Source organism: Streptomyces asiaticus (assembly GCF_018138715.1).
In the GTDB taxonomy this organism is placed as follows: Bacteria; Actinomycetota; Actinomycetes; order Streptomycetales; family Streptomycetaceae; genus Streptomyces; species Streptomyces asiaticus.
Map to the genome: position 1 here is coordinate 7,242,051 of NZ_JAGSHX010000006.1, position 20,039 is coordinate 7,262,089.

18 protein-coding genes and 2 pseudogenes are annotated in these 20,039 nt (G+C 72.0%); 7 read left to right on the forward strand and 13 right to left on the reverse strand.

The features are described 5' to 3' along the window. Positions 1-2: 2 nt before the first annotated feature. From KHP12_RS38760 to ribA, 4 genes are all read right to left on the reverse strand, one after another. A complete protein-coding gene (locus KHP12_RS38760; RefSeq protein WP_086884688.1) occupies positions 3-2,135 on the reverse strand; it encodes a xanthine dehydrogenase family protein molybdopterin-binding subunit in 2,133 nt (710 codons plus the stop codon). Beyond that, complete coding sequence (locus KHP12_RS38765; RefSeq protein WP_086884687.1) at positions 2,132-3,121, reverse strand: FAD binding domain-containing protein; 990 nt, start codon at positions 3,119-3,121, stop codon at positions 2,132-2,134. Before KHP12_RS38765 ends, KHP12_RS38760 begins: the two co-directional genes overlap by 4 nt. Then, on the reverse strand, positions 3,118-3,624 hold the full coding sequence (locus KHP12_RS38770) for a (2Fe-2S)-binding protein (protein WP_086884686.1): 507 nt from the start codon (positions 3,622-3,624) through the stop codon (positions 3,118-3,120). Before KHP12_RS38770 ends, KHP12_RS38765 begins: the two co-directional genes overlap by 4 nt. A 180-nt stretch (positions 3,625-3,804) precedes the next feature. After that, the gene (ribA, locus tag KHP12_RS38775; protein WP_037950114.1) at positions 3,805-4,461 is read right to left on the reverse strand and encodes a GTP cyclohydrolase II; all 657 of its coding nucleotides are present in this window, start codon (positions 4,459-4,461) and stop codon (positions 3,805-3,807) included. A gap of 97 nt (positions 4,462-4,558) precedes the next feature. Between ribA and KHP12_RS38780 the strand changes: the two genes are divergently transcribed. Next, a complete protein-coding gene (locus KHP12_RS38780; protein WP_210609109.1) occupies positions 4,559-5,311 on the forward strand; it encodes a creatininase family protein in 753 nt (250 codons plus the stop codon). Beyond that, positions 5,308-5,943: pseudogene (locus KHP12_RS51590) on the forward strand (RibD family protein); the annotation flags it as partial. The gene KHP12_RS38780 and the pseudogene KHP12_RS51590, both read left to right, overlap by 4 nt. Positions 5,944-6,222: 279 nt before the next feature. Here the strand turns inward: KHP12_RS51590 and KHP12_RS51595 are convergent. From KHP12_RS51595 to KHP12_RS38805, 5 genes and pseudogenes are all read right to left on the reverse strand, one after another. Further along, positions 6,223-7,059 (reverse strand): annotated as a pseudogene (locus KHP12_RS51595) (lysylphosphatidylglycerol synthase transmembrane domain-containing protein); the annotation flags it as partial. Beyond that, positions 7,056-7,892: a class I SAM-dependent methyltransferase gene (locus KHP12_RS38790; RefSeq protein ID WP_037950125.1), complete on the reverse strand. Its 837-nt coding sequence runs from the start codon at positions 7,890-7,892 to the stop codon at positions 7,056-7,058. The pseudogene KHP12_RS51595 and the gene KHP12_RS38790, both read right to left, overlap by 4 nt. Continuing rightward, positions 7,889-8,995, reverse strand: coding sequence for a glycosyltransferase family 4 protein (locus tag KHP12_RS38795; RefSeq protein WP_086882776.1), 1,107 nt, complete (start codon positions 8,993-8,995; stop codon positions 7,889-7,891). Before KHP12_RS38795 ends, KHP12_RS38790 begins: the two co-directional genes overlap by 4 nt. Beyond that, positions 8,992-9,390: a 6-pyruvoyl trahydropterin synthase family protein gene (locus tag KHP12_RS38800; RefSeq protein WP_086882777.1), complete on the reverse strand. Its 399-nt coding sequence runs from the start codon at positions 9,388-9,390 to the stop codon at positions 8,992-8,994. The genes KHP12_RS38795 and KHP12_RS38800 overlap by 4 nt, the downstream gene beginning before the upstream one ends. Positions 9,391-9,468: 78 nt before the next feature. Continuing rightward, entirely contained in the window at positions 9,469-10,467 is a 999-nt protein-coding gene (locus KHP12_RS38805; RefSeq protein ID WP_086882778.1) for a zinc-dependent alcohol dehydrogenase, read from the reverse strand. A gap of 118 nt (positions 10,468-10,585) precedes the next feature. Between KHP12_RS38805 and KHP12_RS38810 the strand changes: the two genes are divergently transcribed. After that, positions 10,586-11,344, forward strand: coding sequence for a CDP-alcohol phosphatidyltransferase family protein (locus tag KHP12_RS38810; protein ID WP_372455259.1), 759 nt, complete (start codon positions 10,586-10,588; stop codon positions 11,342-11,344). 124 nt (positions 11,345-11,468) lie between these two features. Here KHP12_RS38810 and KHP12_RS38815 read toward each other — a convergent pair whose 3' ends face one another. After that, on the reverse strand, positions 11,469-12,182 hold the full coding sequence (locus KHP12_RS38815) for an SDR family oxidoreductase (RefSeq protein WP_086882779.1): 714 nt from the start codon (positions 12,180-12,182) through the stop codon (positions 11,469-11,471). A 104-nt stretch (positions 12,183-12,286) separates the two neighbouring features. On the opposite strand from KHP12_RS38815, the gene KHP12_RS38820 reads away from it, so the two are divergent. The 4 genes from KHP12_RS38820 to KHP12_RS38835 all read left to right on the forward strand — a co-directional run bounded on the left by KHP12_RS38820 (position 12,287) and on the right by KHP12_RS38835 (position 15,454). Beyond that, on the forward strand, positions 12,287-13,126 hold the full coding sequence (locus tag KHP12_RS38820; protein WP_086882781.1) for a helix-turn-helix transcriptional regulator: 840 nt from the start codon (positions 12,287-12,289) through the stop codon (positions 13,124-13,126). Between the two features lie 830 nt (positions 13,127-13,956). After that, entirely contained in the window at positions 13,957-14,115 is a 159-nt protein-coding gene (locus KHP12_RS38825; protein WP_167396636.1) for a hypothetical protein, read from the forward strand. Next, a complete protein-coding gene (locus tag KHP12_RS38830; RefSeq protein ID WP_078956986.1) occupies positions 14,112-14,660 on the forward strand; it encodes a sigma-70 family RNA polymerase sigma factor in 549 nt (182 codons plus the stop codon). The genes KHP12_RS38825 and KHP12_RS38830 overlap by 4 nt, the downstream gene beginning before the upstream one ends. Beyond that, positions 14,657-15,454 carry a hypothetical protein gene (locus KHP12_RS38835; RefSeq protein WP_086886230.1) on the forward strand — a complete coding sequence of 266 codons (798 nt, stop codon included), beginning with the start codon at positions 14,657-14,659 and terminating at the stop codon, positions 15,452-15,454. Before KHP12_RS38830 ends, KHP12_RS38835 begins: the two co-directional genes overlap by 4 nt. 110 nt (positions 15,455-15,564) lie before the next feature. Here KHP12_RS38835 and KHP12_RS38840 read toward each other — a convergent pair whose 3' ends face one another. Genes KHP12_RS38840 through kdpA form a run of 3 tightly spaced genes read right to left on the reverse strand, consistent with a single transcriptional unit; the run spans position 15,565 to position 20,035 of the window. Beyond that, on the reverse strand, positions 15,565-16,233 hold the full coding sequence (locus KHP12_RS38840) for a potassium-transporting ATPase subunit C (protein ID WP_086886229.1): 669 nt from the start codon (positions 16,231-16,233) through the stop codon (positions 15,565-15,567). Between the two features lie 5 nt (positions 16,234-16,238). Then, positions 16,239-18,341, reverse strand: a complete 2,103-nt coding sequence (gene kdpB, locus KHP12_RS38845) for a potassium-transporting ATPase subunit KdpB (protein ID WP_211834218.1) — start codon at positions 18,339-18,341, stop codon at positions 16,239-16,241. A gap of 32 nt (positions 18,342-18,373) precedes the next feature. Continuing rightward, positions 18,374-20,035: a potassium-transporting ATPase subunit KdpA gene (gene kdpA / locus KHP12_RS38850; protein ID WP_086886227.1), complete on the reverse strand. Its 1,662-nt coding sequence runs from the start codon at positions 20,033-20,035 to the stop codon at positions 18,374-18,376. Between the last annotated feature and the right edge of the window lie 4 nt (positions 20,036-20,039).

Consider the following 20,039-nt stretch of genomic DNA (forward strand, 5'->3'; position numbering starts at 1 on the left):
GGCTAGGACACCAGCTTGTCCAGGGTGATGGGCAGTTCCCGGATCCGGACGCCGGTGGCGTGGTGCACGGCGTTGGCGATGGCCGCGGCGGTGCCCGTGATGCCCACCTCACCGAGGCCCTTGGCCCCCATGGGGTTGGTGTACGGATCGGACTCGTCCACCCAGTGGGCCTCGATCGAGTGGACATCGGCGGCGGAGGCGATGTGGTACTGGGCGAAGTCCTGGTTGACCACATGGCCGAACCGCGGGTCCAGCACGCTGTGTTCGTACAGCGCCATCGAGATCCCCTGGGTCATTCCGCCGATCAGCTGGGAGCGGGCCGTCTTGGGGTTGATGACCCGGCCCACGTCGAACATCCCCAGCAGCCGCGCCACCCGCACCTCGCCGGTGTCCTCGTCCACCCGTACCTCGGCGAACTGGGCGCCGAAGCTGTGCATCGCATAGCGCTCGGCCTCCGGATTGCCGCCGGACAGCTCCGTGGTGACCTCCAGCCCCTCCGCCGGCGCGACACCGCCGTGCTCGGCCTGGAGCCGGGCCCGCAGCCGGTCCGCCGCCTCCCAGATCGCGGTGCCCCAGCTGTTGATGCCCGCCGAGAACCCGGCGACCGACGCGGCCGGCAGCGCCGTGTCCCCGATCCGCACCTCCACCTGCCCTACGGGTGCGCTCACCGCGTCCGCGGCGATCTGGGTGAGCGCCGTCCAGGTGCCGGTGCCCAGGTCGGCGGCGGCGATCCGGACCGTGTAGTGGCCGTCCGGGGCGAGCCGGATCGTGGCCGCGTTGCCGGGGAAGCGGGGGGAGGGGTACGTCGAGGCGGCCACGCCGGTGCCCACCAGCCAGCGCCCCTCGCGGTGGGAACGGGGGACCGGGTCGCGCCGGTCCCAGCCGGCCCGGCGGGCGCCCTCGCGCAGACAGGCCGTCAGATGGCGGCTGGAGAACGGCAGCCCGGACTCCGGATGCACCTCCGGCTCGTTGCGGATCCGGAACTCCACCGGGTCGAGGCCGCAGGCGATGGCCATCTCGTCCAGCGCCGACTCCAGCGCGAACATCCCCTGCGCCTCGCCCGGCGCCCGCATGATCGTGGGCACCGGGACGTCCAGCGGGGCCAGCCGGTGAGTGGTGCGCCGGTGCGGCGCCGCGTACATCAACCGGGAGCAGCCGGCCACCTGCTCCGCGTACCCCTTGGCCTTGGCGGTCTGCTCGATCACCTCGTGGGAGAGCGCGGTCAGCCTGCCGTCCCGTCCGGCGCCCAGCCGGATCCGCTGGATCGACGCAGGGCGGTAGCCGACCAGGGCGAACATCTGCTGCCGGGTCAGCGAGAACTTGACCGGCCGCCGGACCATCCGGGCCGCCATCGCGGCCAGCACGGCGTACGAATGGGGGTAGACCTTCGAGCCGAACGCGCCCCCGACATGGGGGGAGATCACCCGCACCCGCCCCGGCTCAAGACCCAGCACCCCGGAGATCAGGGCCTGGCTCATGGAGGCGCCCTGGGTGGCGCAGCGCACGATCAGCTCACCGTCCAGCCAGGTGACCACGGCGGTGTGCGGCTCCATCGGGTTGTTGTGGTACATCGGTGTGGAGTACGTGGCGTCCACCATGGTCGGCGACGCCGCCAGCGCCGTGTCCACGTCCCCCAGCACACTGTCGGCGGGCGAGCCGTCCTGGAGCTCTCCGCCGCCCGAGCCGAAGGTGGCGGCGCCCACCGGGGAGTAGAGGTCGCCGCGGTCGGCGCGCAGCACCACATCGGGGGGCCGGCTCTCGTACTCCACGCGGACGAGCCCCGCCGCGCGGCGCGCGGTCTCCAGGCTCTCGGCCACCACCGCCCCGATGAACTGGCCGCGCCAGGCGACCTCGTCGGTCTGGAGCACCGCGAGCTCCGGATCGTCCGGGCGGGTCAGCGTGGGGGCGTTGAGGTGGCTGAGCACCGCCAGCACCCCCGGCTCCGCCTCCGCGAGCGCGCCGTCCACCCCGGTGACCCGCCCGGCGGCGATCGTGGACTGGAGCGGATACAGATAGACGGGCTGGTCGAGGGGCCATTCATAGGCGTAGGTGGCGGTCCCGGTGACCTTCTGCACACCGTCGATACGGTCCATCGGAATGCCGATGGCGCGGGGGCGTGCCGCGACGTCGCTCATCGCGCCTCCTCCAGCAGCTCCAGCAGGGTGGCGACCATCGTGTTGCGGGCGAGCGGAACCTTGAAGGCGTTGCCCGCCAGCGGCCGCGCCGCGGCCAGCTCGGCGGCGGCCGCGTCCACGGAGCTCTCCCGCGTGGCGGGCGCGCCGCGCAGCACCGCCTCGGCCGTGATGGCCCGCCAGGGCTTGTGCGCCACCCCGCCCAGCGCGATCGCTACGTCCCGTACCGCCCCGTCGGTGACCTCCAGCGCGGCGGCGACCGAGACCAGCGCGAAGGCGTACGAGGCGCGGTCGCGCACCTTGCGGTAGCGGGAGCGGGTCGCGGCGTGCGGGGGCGGCAGCTCCACCCCGGTGATCAGCTCACCGCGCTCCAGGACGGTGTCGCGGTCGGGGGTGTCCTCCGGCAGCCGGTACAGCTGGGTCAGCGGGATCCGCCGCTCGGCGGCCGGGCCGGCCACCGTCACCACCGCGTCCAGCGCGGCCAGCGCGACGGCCATGTCGGAGGGGTGGGTGGCCACACAGGCGGGGGAGGCGCCCAGGATCGCCATATCGCGCTGATAGCCCTGCACCGCCGAGCAGCCCGAACCCGGTATGCGCTTGTTGCAGGGGGTGGTGACGTTCTGGAAGTACGGGCAGCGGGTGCGCTGGAGCAGATTGCCGCCGGTGGTGGCGAGGTTGCGCAGCTGGCCCGAGGCGCCCGAGAGGAGCGCCTGGGAGAGCACCGGATAGCGCCGCCGGACCCGTAGGTCGGCGGCCAGATCGCTGTTGGGCACCGCCGCGCCGATCCGCAGCCCCCCGTCGGGCAGCTCCTCGATCCGGTCCGAGGTCAGCCGCCGGACGTCGATCAGCATCTCCGGGGTCGTCACCTCAAGACGCATCAGATCGACCAGATTGGTGCCCCCGGCCAGATAGGCCGCCTCGGGTTCCCTCACCAGGGTGGCGACGGCCGCCGGCACCTCATCGGCGCGTTCGTAGCGAAAGGGCTTCATCGGTGCGCCACCTCCGCGATCGCCGGGACGATGTTCGCGTACGCGGCGCAGCGGCACAGATTGCCGCTCATCCGCTCGGCGATCTCCTCGTCGTCGAGCACCACATCGGTGGCGCCGGGGTCCTTGCTCGCGGCGCTGGGCCAGCCCTCCCCGGCCTCCTGGAGCATCCCGGCCGCCGAGACGATCTGACCGGGTGTGCAGTAGCCGCACTGGAAGGCGTCATGGGCGATGAACGACCGCTGGAGCGGATGCAGCTCACCGTCGGTGAGCCCGGCCGCCGTGACGATGTCCGCGCCCTGGTGGGCGACGGCCAGCGCGAGGCAGCCGAGGATCCGGCGGCCGTCGAGCAGCAGGGTGCAGGCGCCGCACTGTCCGTGGTCGCAGCCCTTCTTGGGGCTGGTGTTCCCCAGCTGTTCGCGCAGGGCGTCCAGTAGCGACGTACGGGTGTCGACGGTGAGGCGGTGCTCGGTCCCGTCCACCCGGAGCTCGATCTCGAGGTCCATGGTCCCTACCCTTGATCGTCGTCCTTCGGAACGTCACGCGGCACCTCCATTCTCGGACATATGCGTACTGATCGCCCGTTCGGCGGTATGGTCACGCCGGGACTCCGCACCGATACGGGCCGCGGCCCACGCCCGGTCGACACCGGTGGACCAGGCCGCGGCCCGGGGCCAGGGCCTCCTTCAGGTGCGCTGGATCACGGCTTCCAGATGGGGCAGATAGTGGTCCATGCGATCCCGCTTGGTGAGCAGATACGGGAGGTTCTCCTTGTGCGGAGTCATCAGCAGCGGCACCTGCTCGCTGACCCGGACGCCGTGCCGCAGCAGCGCGTCCCGCTTCTGGGGGTTGTTGGACAGCAGCCGCACGGAGCGCACCTCGAGGTCGTGCAGGACGTCCGCCGCCACCTTGTAGTCGCGGGCGTCGGCCGGCAGGCCGAGGGCGAGGTTGGCCTCGACGGTGTCCAGCCCCTCGGACTGGAGCTTCATCGCCTGGAGCTTGGCGAGCAGCCCGATGCCGCGCCCCTCATGGCCCCTCAGATACACCAGAACGCCCCGGCCTTCGGCCACGATCGCCTTCAGCGCGGCGGAGAGCTGGTCGCCGCACTCGCAGTGACGGGAGCCGAACGCGTCTCCGGTGAGGCACTCGGAATGCAGCCGGGTAAGCGCTTCCTCCCCGCCGACATCGCCGTATACCAGCGCTATTTGTTCATCGCCGCGCACGAGGTCCCGATAGCCGATCGCGAGAAAGTCGCCATGCTTCGTGGCCAGCCGGACATTCACCACTCGTTCGACACCCGAGGTGCGGGTGTCGACATCGAACACACCATCACTTTCTGTCATGTCCCGATCTTATCTGGAAAACCACCGCCCTTGTACAGGAGAATGAGAAAGCCGCAGCAACAAGCTGTCCGGCCGACGTATGAAAGGTCCACGAGATATGAGCGGTTCGGGAACGCGCCCGCAGGCCGGCATGGTGTTGCCGACACGGACGACGGAGGAAGTGCGGGCCGACCGGCCTGAGGTCGCCGTTCTTCCCGTAGGCAGCTTCGAACAACACGGCGCCTTTCTCCCGCTGGTGACCGACACGGTCATCGCCTGCACGGTCGCGGCGGAGATCGCGGCCGCGTACCCGGTGCTCCAGCTGCCCCCGGTGACGGTCTCCTGCTCCCATGAACACGCCGCCTGGCCAGGGACGGTGTCGATTTCCGCGGCCACCCTCTACGCCGTCGTCCGCGATATCGCGGACTCCCTCAGGCGCTCGGGTATACGCGGTCTGATTCTGGTGAACGGACACGGCGGAAATTACGTACTGCGCAACATCGTTCAGGAATCCGCTGGCACTGACTTCCGCATGGCGCTATTCCCCGGATCGGCCGACTGGGAGGCCGCAAGGACACGTGCCGGAGTACGCACCCCGGCCAACAGCGATATGCATGCGGGCGAACTGGAGACATCGATCCTCCTGCATGCCCATCCGGAACTCGTACGGCCCGGCCATGAAACCTCCGACTGGATATCCGACGATCGGAAACATCTGCTCACCCTCGGTATGTCCGCCTATACCGAAACCGGAGTCGTCGGCCGTCCGTCCAGGGCGTCCGCGGACAAGGGAAAGGAACTCCTGGCCGGGCTCGTCGACTGCTTCGCCGAGTATCTTTCCCTGGTCGGTGCCGAGAAGGAGGCGGGATGACCTTCCTGGAGACGGAAGAGGCATGGGAGCGGCTGCGCTCCGTCCGGACCGAGTCGGACGCGGGGGCCGCCGGTCTGGTCCGGGGCCCGGACGGCCGGTGGCGGTGGAGCGAGGCCGCCTCGCCGGAGGCCCGGCTCCTGGTCGACCGCTATCTCCCGCTGTGCCTGGCCGGGCCGGGGCTGACCATCGCTCAGCTCGGCCAGAGCCTGGACGGCTTCATCGCCACCCGCACCGGCGACGCCGACTACGTCACCGGTGAGGAGGACCGCCGCCATCTCCACCGGCTGCGCGCCCTCGCCGACGCGGTGGTCGTCGGGGCCGGCACCGCCGTAGCGGACGACCCCCAGCTGACCGTGCGCGCCTGCGCGGGCGCCCACCCGGTGCGGGTCGTGCTCGATCCGCGCGGACGGGTGCCGCTCGACCGACGGGTGTTCACCGATGGCTCAGCTCCGACCCTGTGGGTGGTGGGCACCACCGGTGAGCGCCGGCCGGCGCCGCCGGACGGCGTGGACGTGCTGACGCTTGAGGACCCGGACGCCTTTGCCCCCCACCACCTGGTGCGGGCGCTTCGGCGGCGCGGGCTCGGCCGGATTCTCGTCGAGGGCGGCGGGGTCACCGTGTCGCGCTTCCTGCACGCGGGGGCGCTGCACCGGCTCTACGTCACCGTGGCCCCGGTCCTGCTCGGCGACGGCATCCCCGGACTGCGCTTCGACGGGACGACGGTCATGCGGAACGCGCTCCGCCCGCCCGTCCGCCGCGACACCCTCGGCGAGGACACCCTCTTCGAACTCGACCTGTCGGCCCCGCAGCCGGCCGTAACCCTGGACGGCCAGCACCACGACACCGGGGAGGCTCGCGGCGAAGGTGAGCACCCCGTAGACCACGGCCACGGTCAGCCCCTGGCTCGCGCCGAGGCCCGCGGCGCCGAAGGCCCAGGCGGTCACGCCCTCGCGGGGGCCCCAGCCGCCGACGTTCAGCGGCAGGGCCATGGCGATCAGGGCGAGCACCATCAGGGGCACCAGCTCGGTCAGCGGGGCGTCTGACCCCGCCACCCGCGCGGCCAGGACGAACGTCGTCAGATGCCCGGCCAGCACCACCACCGAGGAGATCACCACCCCCGGCCAGCTGCCCCGGGCCAGCAGCCCGCGGCGCGCCTCGAGGAGCGCGCCGCGGACCGCGCCCCGCCGCCGCCCGGCCACCGGCGCCGCGCGGCGGCGGCGCCGGACGGCCACCACCGCGAGGAGCGCCAGGACGCACACCGCGGCCAGTGCCCATGCCGCGGCCGGCCCGCCGATCAGCCGGCCGGTGTGCTCCAGCGCCAGGGAGGGGTGGGCCAGCAGGATCGCCACCCCCACCGCGATCAGCACCACCTGGCCCGCGACCCGCTCCAGCACCACCGCGCGCACGCCCCGGCCGACATCCCCCGCGTCCCGCCCGTGCCGCACCGCGCGGTGCACATCGCCGAGCACCCCGCCGGGCAGCGCGGCGTTGAGGAACAGCGCGCGGTAGTAGTCGGCGACGGCCGGGCCCAGCGGCAGCCGGATCCGCAGCCCCCGCGCCACCAGACACCAGCGCCAGGCGCTGAAGACCGTGGTGAGCAGGCCGAGGCCGACCGCCGCCAGCAGGGTGGGCCCGTCGATGGTGCGCAAGCCGTCCACGAAGGCCCCGGTGCCCAGCCGCCACAGCACCACCCCGAGGATGGCGACGCCCGCGGCCGCCCCGAGCCGGGCCCGCAGCGCGCCGGTCACGCGGCCGCCCCCAGCGTGCGGGGCGCGGGCAGCGCCAGCAGATCGTGGTGGTGCACCACCACCCGCAGCGCGCCCGCCGCGGCCATCGCCAGCCGGCGGCGCAGATACGCCTCGGCGTGCGCGCCGAGCTCCGGCCGGTGGTCCACGGCCGCGCCCACCCAGCCCCGCAGCCACTCGGCCGTCAGCGCGGAGTGCTCGGCGCCCAGCACCCAGGGGCTGGCATGGGTCCGTACCGTCGCGCCGTGCCGGGCGAACGCCTCGGAGGCCACCGCCATCGCGTCGGGGCCCACCAGACCGCCACGCCGCTGATGCGCGTTGAACGCCTCGGTGATCTCCGCGTCCATCGGGTCGGCCGGGGTGAGCTCGACCCGCCCCACCACGGACAGCGCCAGCAGCGCCGGGCACTCCGCCTCGGCGCAGGCCGCGGCGATCCCGTCCACCTCCTCGGGGGTGAGCACGTCCAGCAGCGCGGACGCCGTCACCAGCGAGGCGCCGTCCAGCGTGCTCGCGGTCAGCCGGGAGAGGTCGCCGCGCGCCGTCGCGACGGTGATGCGGCTGCCGTCGGTGGCCGCCCGGGGCATCCGCACCGCCGCCCGGTCCAGCAGATCGGGGTCGCGGTCGTGCAGGATCCACAGCTGCGGACCGCTCAGCCGGGGCGCCAGCCAGCGCCCCATGGAACCGGTGCCGCAGCCCAGGTCGTGGATCACCAGCGGCGGGCCGGACAGCCGGGGGCCGAGCGCCTCGAGGAGTTCGGGGGAACGGGCCGCCGCGTCGGCGCCCTCCCGCAGCTCCAGCCAGTCGGGGGTGTAACGCGGTACGTCGGTCGTCTTCACGCGGCCCTCCGCGGTTCGTCTCGGAGCTGTTCCAGCGCACCGGCCAGATTGCGGGTGGTGTTCTCCCACCCGGCCAGCGCGGTGCGCCGCTCGTGCGCGGCGGCGGTGAGCCGGCGGCGCGCACCGGGGTCGCCCAGCCAGCGGCGCAGCGCCGCCGTGAGCGCGTCGGGGTCGTCCGGGTCGACGAGGATGCCCGGCACCCTGCCGTCGGGCGCCTGCCCGACCGCCTCCGGAACCCCGCCGACGGCCGTGGCCAGCACCGGGATCCCCCGGGCGAGCGCCTCGGTCACCGCCATGCCGTAGGTCTCGGCGTACGAGGCGAGCACCATCGCGTCGGCGGAGGCGTAGCCGGCGTCCAGCTCGGCGCCGGTCCTGGGGCCGAGCAGATGCACCCGGTCGGCCACGCCCAGCTTCTCGACCAGCTCCCGGAGCCGGGCGGCGTACTCCGGGTTCTGCTCGAGCGATCCCACACAGTCGCAAGCCCAGGGCAGGTCATCGATCCGCGCGAGCGCCTCGACCAGCCGCAGTTGCCCCTTGCGCGGGGTCACCGAGGCCACGCACAGCAGCCGCGAGCCGTCGCCGCCGGAGGAGGCGAGCGGCGCGATGTCGGCGCCGGGCGCCGCCACATGGACCCGGTCCGGGACCAGCCCGTGCAGAGCCACCAGCCGCCCGGCCGCCCAGGCGCTGGTGGCCACCACCGTCCGCACCGCGCGCAGCGTCCGGCCCTCCAGCGCCTTCAGATCATCGGCCCGGCCGGGGGCCAGCCCCGTCTCGTCGCTCAGCGGCAGATGCACCAGCACCGACAGCCGCAGCCGCTGGGCCTGCGGAACGACGATGTACGGGAGCGCACAGGCCACCAGCCCGTCGAGCAGGACGAGCGTGCCGTCCGCCAGCGTGGTCAGGAGCCGGGTCAGCTCGGCGCGGGCGGCCGGGCCCGGCTGGGGCCAGTCGCCCGCGATGGCGTGCTCCTCGACCCGCCAGCCGGAGCCGGGCAGATCCCGGCAGATCCGCCGGTCGTAGACGTTGCCGCCGCTCGGCGTGGCCGGGTCGGCCACGCTGCCGGGCATCACGAAGTGCACCGTGCGCGGTGCGGCCGGGTTCATAGGCCACGCTCGTAACTCGCCCAGGCGACATGTGACTCATGCAGCGTGACGGAGATCCCGGACAGGCCCTGGGCGCCCTCGCCCAGCGCACCCGAGCCGACCCGCTCGGCGAGGCGGTCGGCGATCACCTTGGCGAGGAACTCGGTGGAGGTGTTGATCCCCTTGAAGTCGGGTTCGTCGTCGAGGTTGCGATAGCTGAGCGCGCCGCACACCTCCCCGAGCTCACGGGTGGCCAGGCCGATGTCGACGACGATGTTGTCGTCGTCCAACTCGGCACGGCGGAAGGTGGCGTCCACGAGGAACGTCGCCCCGTGCAACCGCTGCGCGGGTCCGAAGACCTCGCCGCGAAAACTGTGAGCGATCATGATGTGATCGCGAACGGTGATGCTGAACAACGGATGACCCTCCAGATACGGCGCGTCGGGCCCTCAGCCGGGGCACGCCCTCTAGTACGGCCGTCGCGTTCCCCGTGTTCAGCCGGGCGACACGGCAGATTCCGCGGCGTAGCGAACCCGGTGGCACAGCCCCGGAATCTCGCCCGAGGCGAGCCTCGGAAGCACCTCGGGAAGCTCCTCGAAACCGCATTCGCCGGTGACGAGGGCGTCGAAGGCGGGATCGGCGAGCAGTTCGAGCGCCAGCGCCATCCGGTCGCCGTAGGAGCGGCGGGCGCCCCGGGCCGGGGACACCGTCCCCACCTGGCTGCTGCGCACCGTCAGCCGCCGGGAGTGGAACGCCTCGCCCAGCGGCAGGCCGATCCGCCGGTCCCCGTACCAGCTCAGCTCCAGCACGGTGCCCTCCGGGGCGAGGAGCTCCAGCGAGCGCGCGAGCCCCTGCTCGGTGGCGCTGGCGTGCACCACCAGATCGAGGTCGCCCGCCGCCTCACCGGGGAGCGCGAAGTCCACCCCGAGCGCCCGCGCGACCTCCGCGCGCGCCGGCTCGGCGTCCACCAGTTGCACCCGTACGGCCGGGAACCGGGACAGCACCGCCGCGACGGAGGCACCCACCATCCCCGCCCCCACCACCGCGATTCGGTCGCCCAGCAGCGGCGCGGCGTCCCACGCGGCGTTCACCGCGGTCTCCACCGTCCCCGCCAGCACCGCGCGCGGCGCGGGCACGCCCTCGGGCACCGGGGTCACCGCGCTCGCCGGGACCACAAAGCGGGTCTGATGCGGATACAGACTGAAGACGGTGCGCCCCCGCAGGGACGCCGGTCCCTCCTCGACCAGACCCACATTGAGGTAGCCGTACTTCACCGGCCCCGGGAACTCGCCGTCCTGGAACGGCGCGCGCATCGCGCCGTACTGGCTCTCCGGTACGCCACCGCGGAAGACCAGGGTCTCCGTACCGCGGCTCACCCCGGAGCACAGCGTGCGCACCACCACGTCCTCGGGCCCGGGTTCGGCCAGGTCCACCTCCCGTATCTCGCCGTGTCCGGGGTAGTGGAGCCAGAAGGCACGGGCGGTGCGCGTCATACGACGTTCTCCTGAGGGGCTGAACAATCGGAGGGTGGCCCACGTACGGATGACCATGAAGCCGCGAACACGGTACGCGGCACCCATCCACTCCGCCACACAGCCCGGAGGGTGCACGGTGGCCCTGAACAATCCCTACAACACGACGCTGTTGCGCGACCAGAGCGCCGCGGGCGCGGCCGCGTTGCGCAACGAGACAGCCGTGGGCGCGGCCGCGCAGCTGCTGTTGCTCGTCCTGCTCGGCACGGCGATCGACCTGGGACCCGCGGGCTGGCTGACCGGCCTGGCCTTCGCGGTCGCCACCTGGGCGGTGCTCACCCGCGCACTCCAGCGGTCCTGGCTCGCCTCCTTCGGAGCGGCCAACCGGGTCACCCTGGCGCGGGCCACGCTCGTCGGCGGGGTGACCGCGCTGGTCGCCGACTCCTTCGAGAGCCCGACGCCGGTCACCGCCCTGGTGTCCCTCACCGCGGTCGCGCTGATCCTCGACGCGGTCGACGGACAGGTGGCGCGCCGCACCGGCACCTCGTCCTCCCTGGGCGCGCGGTTCGACATGGAGGTCGACGCCGTCCTCATCCTGGTGCTCAGCGTCTATGTGGCCACCTTCCTCGGCCCCTGGGTGCTGCTGATCGGCGCCATGCGCTACGCCTTCGTGGCCGCGGCGTGGGTGCTGCCCTGGCTGAACGGCCAGCTGCCCCCGAGCACGGCCCGCAAGACGGTGGCCGCGCTCCAGGGCGTGCTGCTGTTGGTCGTGGGCGCCGATGTGCTTCCGTACCCGGTGGCCTTCGGCGCCGCGCTGCTGGCCCTGACCCTGCTCAGCTGGTCCTTCGCCCGCGACATCAGGTGGCTGTGGCGCACCCGGGAGAGCCGGGCGCAGTGAGCGCGGCGGCGCCGGGCGAGCGCCGCCCCCCGCCAGGGGGAGGGCCCTGCTACCCATGGGAGGCCCCGCTACCGGGGGGAGGGCCCGCTACCGGGGGAGGCCCCGCTACCAGCGGAGGGCACCGCTACCAGGGGAGGGTGCCCTCGATGTCGAAGTAGCCTCCCGTCGGGCCGTCCGGGCCCACCGTCGCCATGCGGACGATGATCTCGGCGCCCTCCTCGACGGTCTGGTGACCGGTGTGCCCGTTGAGGTCCGTGGCGGTGTAGCCGGGCTCCACGGCGTTGATCCGCATCTCCGGGAACGCCTTCGCGTACTGCACGGTGACCATGTTGACCGTGGTTTTCGACGCCGGATAGGCGACCCCCGGGTAGGCGTGCATGGGGGTGTCCGGGGTGGAGACCCGCTCCAGCGAGGCCAGCCCGCTGCTGACATTGACCACGACCGGGGCGGCGGACCGCCGCAGCAGCGGCAGGAAGGCATGGGTCACCCGCACCACGCCGAAGACGTTCGTCTCGAACACCTCCTTCATCATGTCGGCAGTGACCTCCGCGGCGCCGATCACCCCGCCGTCCGGCGTGCGCGCCTCGATACCGGCGTTGTTGATCAGTACATCCAGTCCGCCGTCGGCCTCGACGGTCTTCGCGGCGGCGGCCACGGAGGCGTCATCGGTGACATCGAGGACGACCAGCCGCGCCCCCGCCCCCAGCTGCTCGGCGGCGCGGCGTCCGCGGTCGGCGTCCCGGCTGCCCAGATAGACGGTGTGACCCGCGGCGATCAGCCGGCGGGCGGTCTCGAAGCCGAGACCCTTGTTCGCTCCGGTGATGAGTGTTGTCGTCATGCCGTCCAGGCTGCGTCAGGGGCCGCGCGGGCAGCCAGGTGCTCCGTCTTCCTGGGACCGCGGGTACCAGGCTCGTCCCCGGCCCGGGGTGCAGACTGGTGACCATGGCGACTACGGAGTTCGGGCAGGCGGTACGGCGCTGGCGGGACCGGGTCCCCCCGGAGGCCGCCGGGCTGCCGGCCGGCGGGCAGCGGCGCGCGGCCGGGCTGCGCCGCGAGGAGCTGGCCCTGCTCGCCGGGATCTCCGTCGACTACGTCACCCGCCTCGAACAGGGCCGGGCGTCCCATCCCTCGACCCAGGTCGTCGAGGCCCTGGCCAGGGCCCTGCGGCTGTCGTCGGCCGAGCGCGCCCACCTCTTCCGGCTGGCCGGGCTTGCCCCACCCGGCCCGGAGACGGTCCCGTCGTACATCACCCCGAGCGTCCAGCGGCTGCTGGACCGGCTGACCGGAACGCCCGTGGCCGTGAGCGACGCGTCCTGGACGCTGCTCATGGCCAATCCGCCGTATGTGGCCCTGAGGGGCGATCCGTCCCGGTGGCGCGGCAACGAGCGCAACGGAGTCTGGCGCCATTTCGTCAGCGAGGACACCGGGTCCCGGCAGACCCATGAGGCCCGCACCGAGTTCCAGGCTGCGCTGGTTGCCGACCTCCGCACGGCCGCCGCCCGCTACCCGGCCGACCAGCGGCTGCGGCGGCTGGTCGCGGAACTGCGCGCGAACAGCGAACGGTTCGCCGAGCTGTGGGACTCCGGCGCCGTCGGCCACCACGAGGCCTCGCGGAAGACCATCGACCATCCACGGGTGGGTCCGCTGACGCTGGACTGCGATGTGCTCACCGTGGCGGGCAGCGATCTGCGCATCGTGGTCTACACCGCCGAGCCCGACACCGAGGACGCCGAACGCCTCGCCCTCCTCACCGTCCTCGGCACCCAGTCGCTCACCGGCTAGGCGAGGCCCACCGGCCCACGCCGCCTGCGGCGGGCTGCTCCCCGCCCCCGGCCCTTTCCCACAGCCCCGCCATGCAGCCCCAGACACGCCTGCGGCGGGCCGTGCCCCTCCCCGCCCCTTCCCATAACTGGGGCTCCGCCCCAGCCCCCGTCCGGTGAACTGACCACGGCGACGGCCGGCTTGTCGCCCCCCTGGGGCCCAGGGGGAGTAAACCCGGGGCCCCGCCCCGGACCCCGGCCGGGCGGCCCGGATGTGCGCGGGCGTCCGTGCGGTCTTCCGCTGCATCGCGGGTGGCGCGGTCGTTGCCGTGGGCTGGTGAGGTGATCGCGGCGGCGGTCGGTTTGTCGTCCCCCGGGTCGAGGGGCGGAGCGGAGCCGGGGCGCCGCCCCGGGCCCCGGCCGGGTGGCCGGGACGTGTGCGGGCGTCCGTCCGGTCATTCGGCGCACCGACGTGCCGACCGCTATCTGCGCGCTGGCGCACGCGTTCACGGCGCGACGGCCGGCTCGTCGCCCCCGGGGTCCAGGGGCGGAGCCCCTGGTAGCGGGAAGGGGCGGGGAGGGGAAAGATCCGCCGGGCACCCCGTAACCCGCCGCTCGCGCCCAACGGCGCAGGGCGGCGCGGGTGGTACGGGGTCGGCCCGCACTCCTGAATCTGGCGATGAGATTTTCATATTTGCGTAATTGGATCGCTGCGTTCCGTAAGATTTTAGGCTCATCCGATGCACGAACCGGCGTTGGTACGCGCTATCTGAACAGAGGGCGCAACACCGCGCACTCGCGGGGCGTGTGGGGGCCACCCTCGTACGACGAACAGAAGGACAGCGAAGTCCGGTGAATCTTCAAACCGTGGTGAACGTCGTCACCGCCGTACTCGTCACCCGGGTATTCGGCAGTGACGCCATCGCCCTCCTGCGCCGCGCGGCCGCGATGGGAGTCCGCGTCGGCGTATCGGAACTGCATCGCAATAACCAGGAGGGAGGGGAGCGGTGACCAACGACTTCCCGCGCTCGCGCGAGATCACCTCGATGACCGCCGGACTCCCCGCCGACTTCCGTGCCTTCCACCAACTCCACCGGAAGGCGTACATCGACCGGGCCATGGTCTACCTCGGCAACCACGCGGACGCCGAAGAGGCCGTCGACGCCGCCTTCGAACAGCTCCTGCGCTGCTGGCCCAAGGTGCTGACCATGGAGAACCCGGCCGCCTACGCCTGGAAGGTGATGAAGAACCGGGTCATCGACCTCGCCCGGGCCCGCAACCGGGGCCCCGCCCTCCTGGACAACGCGACCTTCGAGACCGCGATCCTCAAGGACGCGGTCGACCCCATCGCCGCCCTGGAGGAGAGCCTGAACCTCTATCAGGCGATCAAGAAACTCCCCGAGCGCCAGCAGGACGTGGTCATCCTGCTCCACTGCCGCGGCTACAGCGTCGCCGAGACCGCCACCCACCTCGGCATCACCGAGGCCGGTGTGCGCTCCACCGCCCGCTACGCCCGCCGCCGTCTGCAACAACTCCTGGCCAAGGACAACCGATGACCTCACCCATTGACCGCATCCTCGCGCGGGCCCTGCTCAACCCCACCCCTCCCATCGACTTCGAGGCCGCCGAGGCCCGGCTCGCCGCCCGCCACGCCAACCCCGGCGGCGTCCCGCCCCAGGAGCGTCCCCCACAACAGGGTCCGGGGACCACCGCGGCCGCCGGAGCCGCGGTGCCAGGCGCGGACGAGCGGATGGCGCAGGATCTGCACACCCTGTGCGAGGCGATCATCGCCCGGCCCGACGCCCTGACCCAGCTGCGGGACTTCCTCACCCGCCGCATCCTCGAACCGCCCGGCTCCCGGGTCCTGGGATGCGTACTCCAGCTGGCCGGGCACGAGGACCACGCCCAGTTCTGGTGGCAGTTCGCCGCCGGGGCCGGCGACCCCGCCGCCGCGTACTGCCTCTACCTCCACCACATGGCCCTCGGCGAGGACGGCCAGGCGCACGCATGGCTCGAGTGGTGGCACGAGCAGGCGGGCAACGACATCCCGCCGGTCACCGACACCGTGGAGGACTGGACCGCCACCGACCACGAGATGGCCGCCGCCCTGCGCATCCTGCACGGCCTGAAGCGGGGACAGGAGGTCCCGCCCGCCACCAGGGCGGTCATCCACTACGTCGCCGAGGCCGTCGACTTCACCGACGACCCCGACATCGACCTCCCGCTGCCGGAGCCGGGGTTCGCCGACCGCATCGAGGACCTCACCACCACCAAGACCACCACGGACGCCGCGCCTCCCGCCGACCGCGCCGTGCTGCCGGAGCGGCCGCGCAGCGGTTCACCGGCGTAAGTGCGGCCGCCGCGTGGCAGGGGCTTCGCCCCCGGACCCCGGGGTCCAGGGGCGAAGCCCCGGTTGTGGGAAGGGGCGGGGAGGGGAACAACCCGCCGCAGGCGTCAACCTCAGCGCCGGGCCACCAGATCCTTGAGCGCGACGTTCAGCTCGAGGACGTTCACCCGCGGCTCGCCGATGAACCCAACCATGCGCCCCTCGGTCTTGTCCTTGACCAGCCTCTCCACCTGGCCGACGGACAGCCCGTTCCGCGCCGCGACCCGATGGACCTGGATCTCCGCGTACCGCGGGGAGATGTCCGGGTCCAGACCGGAGCCGGAGGATGTCACCGCCTCGGCGGGGACCTGGGATGGCTTGACGGTGTAGCCGGGCACCGAGTTGTTCCTGACGACCGCGGCCTTGGCGTCCCGGACCTGCTGGAGGAGGTCCTTGCTGTCGGCGGAGAGGTTGGTGGCTCCGGACAGCAGCAGCTTGTACTGGGTGTTGACGCTGTTGCTGCCGAGGCCGTTCGCCGGGCGGCCCTGGAACCACTTCAGATCGGGGTCCGGGGTCTCCTGGCCCTTCTTCAGCGGCAGGTCGTACGGCTGCCCGATCAGCGAGGAGCCGACGACCTTGCCGTGCGCCGTGATCTCGGAGCCGTTCGCCTTGTCGTGGAACAGCCCCTGGGCGACGCCGGTGACCAGCAGCGGGTAGATGACGCCGGTCACCAGGGTCAGCATCAGCAGGGCGCGCAGCCCGGCGCCGAACAGCCGGACGGTGTTCGTGACGGAGTGGTTCATGGCGATCAGCCGATCCCGGGGATGAGGGAGATGAGGATGTCGATGATCTTGATGCCGATGAAGGGCGCGATCAGGCCGCCGAGACCGTAGATCCCGAGGTTGCGCCGCAGCATCCGGTCCGCGCTCATCGGCCGGTAGCGCACCCCCCGCAGGGCGAGCGGCACCAGCGCGATGATGATCAGCGCGTTGAAGATGACCGCGGACAGGATCGCCGAGTCCGGCGAGGACAGCTGCATGATGTTCAGCCTGTCCAGGCCCGGGTAGACCGCCGCGAACAGCGCCGGGATGATCGCGAAGTACTTCGCGACATCGTTGGCGATGGAGAAGGTGGTCAGCGCACCCCGGGTGATCAGCAACTGCTTGCCGATCTCCACGATCTCGATCAGCTTGGTCGGGTTGGAGTCGAGGTCGACCATGTTGCCGGCCTCCTTGGCGGCCGACGTCCCCGTGTTCATCGCCACCCCGACGTCCGCCTGCGCCAGCGCCGGGGCGTCGTTGGTGCCGTCGCCGGTCATCGCGACCAGCTTGCCGCCCGCCTGCTCCCGCTTGATCAGGGCCATCTTGTCCTCGGGCGTGGCCTCGGCGAGGAAGTCGTCGACGCCCGCCTCCTCGGCTATCGCCTTGGCCGTCAGCGGGTTGTCACCCGTGATCATGACGGTCTTGATGCCCATGCGGCGCAGCTCGTCGAACCGCTCCCGCATGCCCTCCTTGACCACGTCCTTGAGGTGGATGACGCCCAGCACATGAGCGCCCTTGTCGTCCTGGACGGCCACCAGCAGCGGGGTGCCACCGGCCGCGGAGATCTGTTGGGCGAGCCCGTCCGCGTCCTCGGCGACCGTACCGCCCCGCTCCCGGACCCAGGCGATGACCGAACCGGCCGCCCCCTTGCGGATCTTCCGCTCGCCGACGTCCACACCCGACATCCGGGTCTGCGCGGTGAACTCGATCCACTCGGCCCCCACCAGCTCGCCCTGGTGGCGCTCGCGCAGCCCGTACTTCTCCTTCGCCAGGACGACGACGGACCGGCCCTCGGGGGTCTCGTCGGCCAGCGAGGACAGCTGGGCGGCGTCCGCGACCTCGGCCTCGGTGGTGCCGCGCACCGGCAGGAACTCCGCCGCCTGCCGGTTGCCCAGGGTGATGGTGCCGGTCTTGTCCAGCAGCAGCGTGGAGACATCACCGGCGGCCTCGACCGCCCGGCCCGACATCGCCAGCACATTGCGCTGCACCAGCCGGTCCATGCCCGCGATGCCGATCGCCGACAGCAGCGCGCCGATCGTCGTCGGGATCAGACAGACCAGCAGCGCCACCAGCACCACCATCGTCAGATGCGTGCCCGCGTAATCCGCGAACGGCGGCAGTGTGGCGCAGGCGAGCAGGAAGACGATGGTCAGCGAGGCGAGCAGGATGTTCAGCGCGATCTCGTTGGGAGTCTTCTGCCGTGCGGCGCCCTCCACCAGGTTGATCATCCGGTCGATGAAGGTCTCGCCGGGCTTGGTGGTGATCCTGATGACGATGCGGTCGGAGAGCACCTTCGTGCCACCGGTCACGGCCGAACGGTCGCCACCGGACTCGCGGATGACCGGAGCCGACTCGCCGGTGATCGCCGACTCGTCGACCGAGGCGACGCCCTCGACGACATCGCCGTCGCCGGGGATGACATCGCCGGCCTCGCAGACCACCAGGTCACCGATGGTCAGCCCGGTGCCGGGGATCCGCTCCTCCGCGCCGTCCCCCAGCAGCCGGCGCGCGACGGTGTCGGTCTTGGCCTTGCGCAGGGTGTCGGCCTGCGCCTTGCCACGGCCCTCGGCGACCGCCTCCGCCAGATTGGCGAAGATCACGGTCAGCCACAGCCAGGCGCTGATCGCCCAGCCGAACCAGTCGCCCGGGTTCTGACACGAGAACGCGGTGGTCAGTACGGACCCGACCAGCACGACGAACATCACGGGCGACTTCACCATCACCCGCGGATCCAGCTTGCGGAAGGCGTCCGGTAGCGACCGCAGCAGCTGCTGGGGGTCGAAGAGGCCCGCGCCGACACGGTCCTCGGCCGAGCTGTGCCCGGTGGGAACGCCGCTGTGCGGCGCCCTGGTCGGAGTGGCAGTGGACATGGAGTCCTCGTGTTCTTCTCTGCGGGGGGTCATCACGCCAGCCCCTCGGCCAGCGGCCCCAGCGCCAGCGCCGGGAAGTACGTCAGACCGGTAATGATCAGGATCGCGCCCACCAACAACCCGGTGAACAGCGGCTTCTCGGTGCGCAGCGTGCCCGCGGTGGCCGGTACCGGCCGCTGCCCGGCGAGCGAGCCCGCGAGTGCCAGCACGAAGACCATGGGCACGAAGCGGCCGAGCAGCATCGCGAGCCCGGTCGTGGTGTTGTACCAGTCGGTGTTCGCGTTCAGGCCGGCGAAGGCCGAGCCGTTGTTGTTCGAGGCGGAGGTGAAGGCGTACAGCACCTCGGAGAAGCCGTGCGCACCGGAGTTGAGCATCGAGTTCGGCGGCGTCGGCAGGGCCATGGAGGCGGCGGTGAAGACCAGGACCAGCGCCGGGGTGACCAGGATGTAGCAGGCCGCCAGCTTGATCTCGCGGGGACCGATCTTCTTGCCCAGATACTCGGGCGTACGGCCGACCATCAGCCCGGCGATGAACACCGCGATGATCGCCATGATCAGCATCCCGTAGAGGCCGGAGCCCACCCCGCCGGGCGCGATCTCGCCCAGCATCATGCCGAGCATGGTGATGCCGCCGCCCAGGCCGGTGAAGGAGGAGTGGAAGGAGTCCACCGCTCCGGTCGAGGTGAGCGTGGTCGACACCCCGAAGAGCGCCGAGCCGCCGACCCCGAAGCGGGTCTCCTTGCCCTCCATCGCGCCACCGGCGGCCTGGAGCGCCGGGCCGTGGTGGGCGAACTCGGTCCACATCATCAGGGCGACGAAGCCGACCCAGATGGTGACCATGGTCGCCAGGATCGCGTAGCCCTGCTTGACCGAGCCGACCATGACGCCGAAGGTGCGGGTCAGCGCCAGCGGGATGACCAGGATCAGGAAGATCTCGAAGAGGTTGGTGAACGGGGTCGGGTTCTCGAACGGGTGGGCGCTGTTGGCGTTGAAGTAACCGCCGCCGTTGGTGCCCAGCTCCTTGATGGCCTCCTGCGAGGCCACGGCGCCGCCGTTCCACGCTTGCGAGCCGCCCATGAACTGGCCGACCTCGTGAATGCCGGAGAAGTTCTGGATCGCCCCGCAGGCGACCAGCACCACGGCGGCGACCGCCGCCACCGGCACCAGGACGCGGACCGTGCCGCGCACCAGATCGGCCCAGAAGTTCCCGAGCTCACCGGTGCGCGAGCGCGCGAAGCCGCGCACCAGCGCCACCGCGACGGCGATGCCCACCGCCGCCGACACGAAGTTCTGCACGGCCAGACCGGCGGTCTGCACGACGTGGCCCATGGCCTGCTCGCCGTAGTACGACTGCCAGTTGGTGTTCGTCACGAAGGACGCGGCCGTGTCGAACGCCTGCGCGGGCTCGATCGAGGAGAACCCCAGCGAGCCGGGCAGGCCGCCCTGGAGCCGCTGCAACAGATAGAGGAAGAGCACCCCGGCCGCCGAGAAGGCCAGCACCCCGCGCAGATACGCGGTCCAGCGCATCTCGGTGTCGGGGTTGGCACCGATGCCCTTGTAGATCCACTTCTCCACGCGCAGATGCTTCTCGGAGGAGTAGACCCTGGCCATGTAGGTGCCGAGGGGGACATAGGCGAGCGCCAGCGCCCCCATGAGGGCGAGCAGCTGGAGCACGCCGGCGAGTACGGGACTCATGCTT

What these genes read in the sequence shown, in the direction of transcription:
- KHP12_RS38760 (WP_086884688.1), bottom strand. Translation starts at nt 2,135, where the DNA reads ATGAGCGACGTCGCGGCACGCCCCCGCGCCATCGGCATTCCGATGGAC.
- KHP12_RS38765 (WP_086884687.1), bottom strand. Translation starts at nt 3,121, where the DNA reads ATGAAGCCCTTTCGCTACGAACGCGCCGATGAGGTGCCGGCGGCCGTC.
- KHP12_RS38770 (WP_086884686.1), bottom strand. Translation starts at nt 3,624, where the DNA reads ATGGACCTCGAGATCGAGCTCCGGGTGGACGGGACCGAGCACCGCCTC.
- ribA (WP_037950114.1), bottom strand. Translation starts at nt 4,461, where the DNA reads ATGACAGAAAGTGATGGTGTGTTCGATGTCGACACCCGCACCTCGGGT.
- KHP12_RS38780 (WP_210609109.1), top strand. Translation starts at nt 4,559, where the DNA reads ATGAGCGGTTCGGGAACGCGCCCGCAGGCCGGCATGGTGTTGCCGACA.
- KHP12_RS38795 (WP_086882776.1), bottom strand. Translation starts at nt 8,995, where the DNA reads ATGAACCCGGCCGCACCGCGCACGGTGCACTTCGTGATGCCCGGCAGC.
- KHP12_RS38805 (WP_086882778.1), bottom strand. Translation starts at nt 10,467, where the DNA reads ATGACGCGCACCGCCCGTGCCTTCTGGCTCCACTACCCCGGACACGGC.
- KHP12_RS38815 (WP_086882779.1), bottom strand. Translation starts at nt 12,182, where the DNA reads ATGACGACAACACTCATCACCGGAGCGAACAAGGGTCTCGGCTTCGAG.
- KHP12_RS38820 (WP_086882781.1), top strand. Translation starts at nt 12,287, where the DNA reads ATGGCGACTACGGAGTTCGGGCAGGCGGTACGGCGCTGGCGGGACCGG.
- KHP12_RS38835 (WP_086886230.1), top strand. Translation starts at nt 14,657, where the DNA reads ATGACCTCACCCATTGACCGCATCCTCGCGCGGGCCCTGCTCAACCCC.
- KHP12_RS38840 (WP_086886229.1), bottom strand. Translation starts at nt 16,233, where the DNA reads ATGAACCACTCCGTCACGAACACCGTCCGGCTGTTCGGCGCCGGGCTG.
- kdpB (WP_211834218.1), bottom strand. Translation starts at nt 18,341, where the DNA reads ATGTCCACTGCCACTCCGACCAGGGCGCCGCACAGCGGCGTTCCCACC.
- kdpA (WP_086886227.1), bottom strand. Translation starts at nt 20,035, where the DNA reads ATGAGTCCCGTACTCGCCGGCGTGCTCCAGCTGCTCGCCCTCATGGGG.